Annotated in this window: 7 protein-coding genes; all 7 read right to left on the bottom strand. The window is 68.9% G+C overall.

The annotated features are described in order from the left end of the window. Positions 1-129: 129 nt before the first annotated feature. Positions 130-495, bottom strand: coding sequence for a chemotaxis protein CheB (locus tag IPG61_04385; protein MBK6733316.1), 366 nt, complete (start codon positions 493-495; stop codon positions 130-132). A 238-nt stretch (positions 496-733) separates the two neighbouring features. Then, on the bottom strand, positions 734-1,171 hold the full coding sequence (locus IPG61_04380; protein ID MBK6733315.1) for a type III pantothenate kinase: 438 nt from the start codon (positions 1,169-1,171) through the stop codon (positions 734-736). Between the two features lie 262 nt (positions 1,172-1,433). Further along, positions 1,434-2,381: a biotin--[acetyl-CoA-carboxylase] ligase gene (locus tag IPG61_04375; protein ID MBK6733314.1), complete on the bottom strand. Its 948-nt coding sequence runs from the start codon at positions 2,379-2,381 to the stop codon at positions 1,434-1,436. Beyond that, positions 2,378-3,247 carry a carboxylating nicotinate-nucleotide diphosphorylase gene (gene nadC / locus IPG61_04370; protein ID MBK6733313.1) on the bottom strand — a complete coding sequence of 290 codons (870 nt, stop codon included), beginning with the start codon at positions 3,245-3,247 and terminating at the stop codon, positions 2,378-2,380. Before nadC ends, IPG61_04375 begins: the two co-directional genes overlap by 4 nt. Before the next feature lie 2 nt (positions 3,248-3,249). Then, positions 3,250-5,277 carry an excinuclease ABC subunit UvrB gene (gene uvrB / locus IPG61_04365; GenBank protein ID MBK6733312.1) on the bottom strand — a complete coding sequence of 676 codons (2,028 nt, stop codon included), beginning with the start codon at positions 5,275-5,277 and terminating at the stop codon, positions 3,250-3,252. A 13-nt stretch (positions 5,278-5,290) separates the two neighbouring features. After that, positions 5,291-6,310 carry a helix-turn-helix domain-containing protein gene (locus IPG61_04360; protein ID MBK6733311.1) on the bottom strand — a complete coding sequence of 340 codons (1,020 nt, stop codon included), beginning with the start codon at positions 6,308-6,310 and terminating at the stop codon, positions 5,291-5,293. 35 nt (positions 6,311-6,345) lie between these two features. Continuing rightward, positions 6,346-9,117 (bottom strand): valine--tRNA ligase, encoded by a 2,772-nt coding sequence (locus IPG61_04355; GenBank protein ID MBK6733310.1) that lies wholly within the window; start codon positions 9,115-9,117, stop codon positions 6,346-6,348. Positions 9,118-9,262: the final 145 nt, after the last annotated feature.

The following is a 9,262-nucleotide window of genomic DNA, read 5'->3' as shown; positions in this document are numbered from 1 at the left end:
CGCCAGTCGCTTTCCATCAGATAGTCGATGTCCGCCAGACCCTGCCAAAGCCGTCAGGCGTCCAGCAAAGTCTTCCAGCGCGACCGATTAATCGGTGAGGCCAGCGATGTCCACCTGGCCCGGCATCCGTTACACAACGCACGAGTTCTCGCGTTGCGTCACGCACCAGCCACCGGCCGCCTTCACGAGGCGCACGCCGGCCAGGCCGTACTCGCCCATGCCGGTCATAACGGCCGCGAGCACGCGTTGCGCACCGGCGATCCGGGCCAAGGAACGCAGCATCACGTCGGCGGCGGGGCGAACGCTCTGTTCCGGAGCGTCTTCATTCAACCTGACCACAGCCTGAGCGCCTTCCCGAACCGCCGTCAGGTGACGGCCGCCCGGCGCGATGTAGACCTTGCCTGCATGGAGCACATCGCCTTCGGCCGCTTCGACAACCGTCAGCGCCGACTTTGCATCGAGGCTGCGGCCAGGAGCGACACCGTGGTGGACCACGAAGTCCGGCAGCGAACCCGGCAGGCAGCCGCGGGATCACCCGCGACAGGGCTTCGGTGCCTCCTGTCGAAACGGCACGACCGTGATCCCGAAGCTGGCGGACGAGCCGCGCACGGATGGCACCTCCTCTTCCCGCTCTCGCTGGCCGCACATCGAGCACGCACGAATCCCAACGGGATCGGGGAAGGATCAGACAAGACCTGCGAGGACCGCGGCAGCGCGCAGGGTCCAGTCGGCATCAACAAGACGCGTCGGCGCAGCCGGGAACCGGCAGAGCCCCCGGTGACAACGATCTCCGATGGCCCGTGGGCGGCCTGCAGGCCGTGACGAGGTTCTCGACTCCGCCGATTCCGGCGTGGAACGCGCCGGCGGCCATGGCCGAAGACGTGTCGGCCCCGGCGACGAGGGGCACCTCGGCAAACGGGACGTGGCGCAACCGGGCCGCCCGCGCGCCGATCTGCTGCAGCGCGAACGCCATGCCCGGCGCGATCACCCGCCCTCGAAAACGCCTCGCGCTCAGGACATCGACCGTCGTGGCGGTGCCGACGTCGACACGATAAGGGCGTCGGTGAGCCCGGCAGCTACCGCCGCCGCGACATTGCTCAGGAACGGTCGGCACCAGTGGCGCCCGGTTCGGCGAGACGGTGCCGGTACGGCAGCTTTGCCGTGTGGTCAAGCTTGAAGAGTCCGGGAACGCCGATCGCCAACAGGTCGTCGACCCGCGGCACAACCGAGACCAGGATCACAGGGAGATCCGCGGTTACAGCCAGGATCGCCAGCGAATCCCTCAGGAAGGATTCGCCTTCAGGCCGGTTGCCGGGCGTCGCCAGTTCCCCGAGGCGGCGCAGTCGGGCGCCGCTCGCCGTCCCCCCGCCTCCCGCCGCGGGCAGTTGTCCGCGGCCGTCCAGGCGGCGAAAGCCACGCGGGTATTTCCGGCGTCAACGATCACCGCCCGCATCGGCGCCTCCTTCGCGGGGCTCATCGGCGGCAGGCAGCAGGTGTACGTCGCCCACTCGCACGGCATCGACACGCTTTGAACCGTCATCCAGCTGGGTTTCCACGAGCAACGCACCCTGGTCATCGATCCCGATCGCGCGACCCCGGATCTCGCCTTGTCGCGTCACGAGCCGGACCCGCTGGCCCAGCAGGCTGTCCAGCAGTTCCAGGGCCGGCCGGTACTCCGCCCAACCCTCGTCGCAGAAACGATCCAGTTCCGCCTCGACGCGCGAAAGCAGCCGGGCGCACAATTCCCCCAGGCGCGGCACGCGACCGCCTTCGGAGGCCAGGCTGGTTGCCGTCTCGCGCAAGGCCCACGGCATGTCGTGGGGCCCGGCCGACAGGTTCAGCCCCAGCCCGGCCACAACCTGCGCCGACTCGCCGGTTCCCGCGCGCTCGAGCAACAGTCCGCCCAGCTTGCGCCGGTCGACGACGATGTCGTTGGGCCACTTCAGGCGGGCGTCGATACGCTCACCCTCGCGCAGGACGAGCGCGACGATCAGTCCCAGCCAGACCGAGAAACCCCGGTTGAACGCCGCCCGGTGTCGCGGCACGGAGACCGAAAGGTGTAGCCCGCCGCAATCGACCCATTGGCGCCCCTGGCGGCCCCGTCCGGCGGTCTGGCGCCGGGCCACGACCACGGTTCCCGGCTTCAGCTCGCGGACCGGCGCCTGGCGCGACCGGGTCTGCGCCACCCAGCCCCAGCCGTCCCAGCGGCACAGCCGCCCCACGGCGTCCGGGCCCCGCCCGCGCAGGAAATCGTTCGTGCTCCCGACCTCGTCCAGCAGGTACAACTGACCGCCGTCGCGCGTGAAGCGCGGCCCCGGCAGGAACGCCTCGAGCCCGAACCAGTCCCGGTCGACCGGGCCGCTGCCGCTTCGCAATTTCATGTGAGGTCCAGGTCCAGTCCCAGGTCAAGGGCGGGCGCCGAGTGCGTCAGGCGCCCGACCGAGACGGCATCGGCGCCGGCCTGTGCGTACGCCGCGACCGTATCGAGCGTCACGTTGCCGGAGGCCTCGAGGCGGGTCGATGATCCCGCGCGGTTCCGCTCCCCGACCGCCGCCGCCACCTCGTCAGGCGTGAAGTTGTCGAGCATGATCCACTCCACGCCCAGCGGCAGCACCAGGTCCAGCTGCGCCGCCGTGTCCACCTCCACCTCGATGGGCAAGGCCGGCCACCGCAACCGCGCCCGAGCGACCATGTCGGCGATGCCGTCGCCGGCAGCCCAGTGGTTGTCCTTGAGCAGCACGCGATCGTAGAGCCCGAAGCGGTGGTTGGCGCCGCCGCCGCAGCGCACCGCGTACTTGGCGAGCTCACGATAACCAGGTAACGTCTTGCGCGTATCCAGCACCAGGCAGCGGGTGCCCGCCACCGCGGCCACGTACCGGGCGGTCAACGTCGCGATGCCGCTGAGATGCTGCACGAAGTTGAGGGCCGTGCGTTCACCCGTCAGCAGCGAACCCGCCGGGCCGGACAGTCGCGCCAGCGACTGGCCGGCGGTCACGGCCACGCCGTCCGCCACCAGGGGTTCGAAGGACACCCCGGGATCGAGTTCACGGTAGACCCGCGCCACGAGCGGCAGGCCCGCGACAACGCCGGCGCTCCGCGCGCGCAGGGCGCCGGCCGCCCGCGCGCCGGCCGCAACGGCCACATCCGTGCTGACGTCGCCCGGACCCACGTCCTCGCGAAGGCTGCGGACCACCAGCTGGTCCAGCCATTCACCAGCCGGGAACCCGGCAGCCGCACCCGCATCCATGCTCATGCCTTCCCCTCCGGCCCGCCCAGTCCCCATTGCGCCTCCAGGTCTTCCAGCCGGTCGCGCAGCGCCGCCGCCTTCTCGAACTCAAGGGCCTCGGCAGCCTCCAGCATCTCGCGCTCGAGAAGATCGGCCAGGTCCCGCGGCGAGAGGTCGCGCGCTGCCAGGTCGCGTGCACGCGCGTGCTCGCCGGCCATTGGTCCGGGCTCACGCCCGCGATCACCTGCCGCGGCGGTGGCCTGCATGATCTCCTGCCGCGTCTTGGTGATCGTCCGCGGCACCAGGTTGTGCACGCGGTTCCAGTCCAACTGGCGATTGCGACGCCGTTGTGTCTCGGAGATCGCCGCTGCCATCGAGCGGGTGATGCGGTCGGCGTACATGATCACCTCGCCGTTCACATTGCGCGCCGCGCGTCCAGCGGTCTGGATAAGCGAACGCTCCGAACGGAGGAACCCCTCACGGTCCGCGTCGAGAATCGCGACCAGCGAGACTTCAGGCAGGTCCAGTCCCTCGCGCAGCAGGTTGACGCCCACCAGCACGTCCGACTCGCCGAGGCGAAGGTTGCGCACGATCTCGATCCGGTCCAGGGCGTTGATGTCCGAATGCAGGTAGGCCACCTTGATGCCGGCCTGCCCCAGATACTCGGTCAGGTCCTCGGACATCTTCTTCGTCAGGGTGGTCACCAGCACGCGCTCGCCTCGGGCCGTAACCACGCGGATCCGCTCCAGCAGGTCGTCCACCTGTCCCGTTACCGGCATCACGGTAATGGGCGGGTCCACCAGGCCCGTGGGCCGGATGACCTGCTCGACCACCTCGCCCCCGCTTCGTTCCAACTCGTAGTCGGCGGGCGTCGCGGACACGAAGATCGTGCTCGGCATCAGCGACTCGAACTCCGCGAACAGCAGCGGCCGGTTGTCCAGGGCGCTGGGCAGGCGGAACCCGTGCTCAACCAGGTTCAGCTTGCGCGAGCGGTCGCCCTGGTACATCGCGCCGATCTGCGGGATGGTCGCGTGCGATTCGTCGATCACGAGCAGGTAGTCGCCCGGGAAATAGTCGAGCAGGCAGGCGGGCCGCTCGCCCGGCGACCGCGCGTCGAAATACCGGGAATAGTTCTCCACGCCTGCACAGTGACCGACCTGCTGGATCATCTCAAGGTCGTAACGGGTCCGTGAGGCAAGTCGCTGCGCCTCCACCACGCGGCCCGCCTTGTCCAGTTCGTGCAGTCGATCCTCGAGGTCCTTCGTGATCGCATCGACGATGGCACCCGTGCCGCCCTTCTCCGCCACGAACTGGGTTGCCGGGTAGATGGCCGCTTCGCCCACGGCGGCCAGCGCCCGCCCTGTCAGGGGCTCGACCCAGGTCAGCGCCTCGATCTCGTCCCCGAAGAACTCGATGCGCAGCACCCGTTCCTCGAACGCAGCCCGAACCTCGACGGTGTCACCGCGCACGCGGAACGTGCCGAATGCCGGGTCACGGTCATTGCGGGCGTACTGAATGGTCACCAGCGACTCGAGCAGTTCGTCACGGTCGCACGACTGGCCCCGCCTGAGCGCGATGATGCTCTCGCGGAACGTACGCGGATTACCGACGCCGTAGATCGCCGAGACGCTGGCCACGACGATTACGTCCCGACGCGTGAGCAGGCTGCTGGTCGCGCGCAACCTCAGCCGCTCGATCTCGTCGTTGATGCTCGTGTCCTTCTCGATATACGTATTGGTGGCGGGGATGAACGCCTCGGGCTGGTAGTAGTCGTAGTACGAGATGAAGTACTCGACGGCATTCTCCGGGAAGAACGCCTTCAGTTCGCCATAGAGCTGGGCCGCCAGCGTCTTGTTGTGGCTGAAGACGAGCGCAGGCCGGTCGAGCTGGGCTATGACGTTCGCGATCGTGAATGTCTTGCCGGAGCCCGTCACGCCCAGCAGTGTCTGGCAGTGACGCCCCGCGCGCACGCCGGCCGTCAGTGCGGCGATCGCCGTGGGTTGATCCCCGGTCGGTTCGAACGGGGCGACGAGCCGGAACACTCCCACGATGCGATCACGCCTTTCAAGGCAGCGGCGACGCCGCGGCTTCGAGGTCGAGAATGAGCTCGCCGCCGTCGAGAGGCAGGTCGACGCGTCGAGGTTCCCCGTTGACGGTCAATTCGACACCTTCCGCGGCGCCGAGCACCAGGCTCAGCCGCCCTACCGCGCCCCAGTAGATCACGAACCCGGTCGGCGTCGCATAGGCGCTTCCGGCGACAATGGCCCCCACGGGAACCGGCTGATGCGCCCCATCCGCGGGCCACGCCACATCGGCGTAGAACTCGTCCCCGTCGCGCCGGGCCCTGACGAGCGCCGGCGATGCCAACTGCAAACGCACGACCAGGGGCCAGGTCATCCCGTCGGCGAACCCGAGCCCGGGCCGCCCCGTCGGCAGCGAATCCGCCGCTGCAGCCACCGGCACCGCCGGTTCGACCTCCGGCAGTGCGTTCCCGCGCACGGATGGCCCGGCAGCCGCCCTGGCTACCGGCTGCGAGGCGACGGCGGCCTGGCTGTCCGATGCGTCGTTGCCCGGGCGGGTCAGCACAAACGACAGTACCGCCAGCCCCGCAACAGCGGCGAAACCCACGGCCAATTTGGCCCACGGCAGCCCGACACGCTTGATACGTACGGCGGAAGGCACCTGCGGCGGCTCGCCTGGCGCTCGGACCGTCTCGCCGCTGTGGCGGTTGTAGAGGTCGAGCACGTCTTCCACCGGCAAGCCGAGTTCCTTGGCGCAGGACCGCAGGAAACTCCGGGCGTACAGAGGGCCGGACAGGCGGTGGTACTCGTCCGCTTCCAGCGCCACCAGCAGGGTGACGGGGATCTTCGTGCGCTCGGCAAGATCGTCGGCTGAAAGTCCCCGCTTCCGGCGGGCTTCGGCGATCATGGCGCCGGGCGTCCTGGCTTCGGGCAGCTTGGCTTCGGGCAGCTTGGCTTCCGGCTTCCGGGCATCCGGCACCTGGGCATCCGCCTTCCGGGCTTCCGGCTTCAGGGCCTCCGGCCTTCTGGCGCCGGGCAACTTGGGATCGGAAGTGCCGGACATATCGGTCCTTTCAGCTTGCCGCGACGGCCGGCGCCTCAGGTCAGCGACCTGATGCGCTCGGCAATCGTTGCGGCCTTCGCCTCATTCTCGGCCAGCATCTCGCGTTGCTGCGCGACCACCTGCGGCGGGGCGTTGGCCGTGAACTTCTCGTTGCCCAGCTTCGCCCGCGTCCCTGCCAGCCAACCCTGCAGCTTGTCGAGTTCCTTCTGCAACCGCTGGCGCTCCTTGTCGAGGTCGACCAACCCCTTCATGGGCAGGTAGATCTCCACGGCGCCCGCGACACCGATCCCTGCCGGGTCCGGCGCGTCTCCGCCAGCCGACACGGTAACGCTTTCCAGCTTGGCCAGCAGCGCCACCAGCGGCGCCTGCGCGCGCAGGGCCCCGCAACGACCGGCGTCGGCCGGCCGCAGCACGCCTTCTCCGCGCAGTCCCGGTGCGACGCCCAGTTCCGCGCGCAGGTTCCGCAGCACGCCCACGATCTCCATGACCTCGGCAAACGACGCGGCTTCCGCGGCGAAAGGCGCCGGCCCCGTGCAGACCGGGAACGAAAAGGTCATCAGAAAGCCGCGCGCCGGAGGCAGCCAGCTCCACAGTTCCTCGGTGATGAACGGCATCACCGGGTACAGCAGCTTGTAGGAGATCCCCAGGGTCAGGACCGAGACGAGAAGCACCGGCTGGCGCCGCGACTCGTCCCTCAGGCGCGGCTTGATCGCCTCGAGATACCAGTCGCAGAACTCGTGGCGGAAGAAATTGAACACCTCGTATGAGGCATCGTTGAGCCGGCGCCGCTCCAGGTTGGCATCGCAGTCGGCCGTCACGCGGTGCAACTGGGCGATGAGCCAGCGGTCGGCCGGCTCCAGGTCGTCGTCCGTCACCGCCACCGGCAACTCGCCGCCGAACACGCCTCGCCAGAGTGCGCCCAGCGACGCGGCCGGCGCGGCGTCCCAGCCGGTGGCCGGCGCCACCGTCGCCAGGTCCAGTTCACGCGGCGCGGCCGGCTGCTGCTCGCTGCCGGCGCCCAGGCCGGCCTCGTCCCAGGAGCCCAGCACGAGCTTGGTGGCCTGGAAGATCTTGTTGCAGAAGTTGCGCCCCACCTCGAGCGTCGTCTCGTCGAAGAAGACGTCGGCGCCCGTCGGCGTCAGCATGACCAGGCTGCAGCGCAGCGCATCGGCGCCGTACTTGTCCATCAGGTCGACCGGGTCGGGGCTGTTGCCCAGCGACTTGCTCATCTTGCGGCCCTGGCCGTCGCGCACGATGCCCGTGAACAACACTTCGCCGAACGGCTTCTCGCCCAGGAACTCGTAACTGGCCATGGCCATGCGGGCGACCCAGAAAAAGATGATGTCCGCGGCCGTCACCAGCACGGACGTCGGATGGAAGCGCTTGAGATCGTCGGTCTGCTCCGGCCAGCCCAGGGGCGAGAAGGTCCAGAGCCAGCTGCTGAACCAGGTGTCCAGTACGTCGGGGTCGCGCTCCAGCTTCGCACTCCCGCATTTCGGGCAGGTCTGGGGCGTCGCAGCCGCAGCGATGTCGGCGCCGCAGTCCTGGCAGTACCAGACGGGGATCTGGTGCCCCCACCACAGCTGCCGGCTGATGCACCAGTCGCGGATGTTCTGCATCCAGTTGTTGTAGACACCGACCCAGCGTTCGGGATAGAGCCGGATCTCGCCGTCGGCGACGGCCGCCAGCGCCGGCTTCGCCAACTGGTCCATGCGCAGGAACCACTGCCGCGACAGGTACGGCTCGATCACGGTGCCGCAACGGTCGTGGTGGCCCACCTGGTGCACGTGCTTCTCGATCTTGTCGACCAGTCCCTCGGCTTCGAGAGCCGCGACCACTTCCTTGCGCGCCCGCTTGCGGTCGAGGCCGGCGAACCGGCCGGCCTGCTCGTTCATCACGCCCGACGGCGTCATGCACACGACCTGCGGCAGCCCGTGCCGGCGGCCGACCTGGAAGTCGTTCGGGTCGTGCGCCGGCGTGATCTTCACGAAGCCGGTGCCCTTCTCCGGATCGGCATGGTGGTCGCCGATCACCGGAATCTCGCGATCGGTCAGCGGCAGCCTGACGAGCTTGCCGATGAAGCGGCTCCGCTCCGGATCGTTCGGGTGCACAGCCACCGCGACATCGCCGAACATCGTCTCGGGCCGCGTCGTCGCGACCGTGACATGCCCCGACCCGTCTGCCAGCGGGTAGCGCAGGTGCCAAAGGCTGCCCTCCACCTCGCGGTGTTCCACTTCGTCATCGCTGATCGCGGTCAAGTCGTGGGGGCACCAGTTCACCAGGTAGACGTCCCGGTGGATCAGCCCCTTCTCCCGCAGGCGCAGGAAGGCCTCGGTGACGGCGCGATTGCGCGCCTCGTCCATCGTGAACGCCTCGCGGCTCCAGTCGAGCGAACAGCCCAGGCGCCGGATCTGCGTGGTGATGCGCCCGTGCGTCTGCTCCTTCCACTCCCAGGCCCGGCGCAGGAACTCCTCGCGGCCCGCCTCACGCTTGTTGAGCCCCTGCTCGGCCATCTGCCGCGACACCACCTGTTCGGTGGCGATGCTGGCGTGGTCGGTACCCGGCACCCACAGCGTGGGCCGGCCCTTCATGCGGGACCAGCGGATCAAGGTGTCCTGGACAGAGTTCCCCAGGCAATGCCCCATATGCAGGATTCCCGTGACATTCGGCGGCGGCAGGGTGATGACGAACGGGTCGCCGGTGGTATCGGCCGCCGGCTGGAACAGCCCGGCCTCCTCCCAACGCCGGTACCATTTTTCCTCAAGGCCGCCGGGGGTATACTGGGCCATCTCACGGAGTTCAGACACGGGATGCGCTCCTGTCGGGACGTTCAGCGGAATGCCGGAATCGCTGGCCAACCAGTGAGTTGGGAAACTAGCATCCAGCCGCCGGGGGGGCAACGGGTTTGGACCCGCAACGCCGCCTGAAGAACCGGTATCCGGCTGGCTGCGA

Source organism: bacterium (genome assembly GCA_016703265.1).
In the GTDB taxonomy this organism is placed as follows: Bacteria; Krumholzibacteriota; Krumholzibacteriia; order LZORAL124-64-63; family LZORAL124-64-63; genus CAINDZ01.
This window is presented reverse-complemented; position numbering and strand designations above follow the sequence as displayed.

Bases quoted from the DNA above. Each gene is read 5' to 3' on its own strand.
- IPG61_04375 (MBK6733314.1), bottom strand. From the start codon at position 2,381: ATGAAATTGCGAAGCGGCAGCGGCCCGGTCGACCGGGACTGGTTCGGG.
- nadC (MBK6733313.1), bottom strand. From the start codon at position 3,247: ATGGATGCGGGTGCGGCTGCCGGGTTCCCGGCTGGTGAATGGCTGGAC.
- IPG61_04360 (MBK6733311.1), bottom strand. From the start codon at position 6,310: ATGTCCGGCACTTCCGATCCCAAGTTGCCCGGCGCCAGAAGGCCGGAG.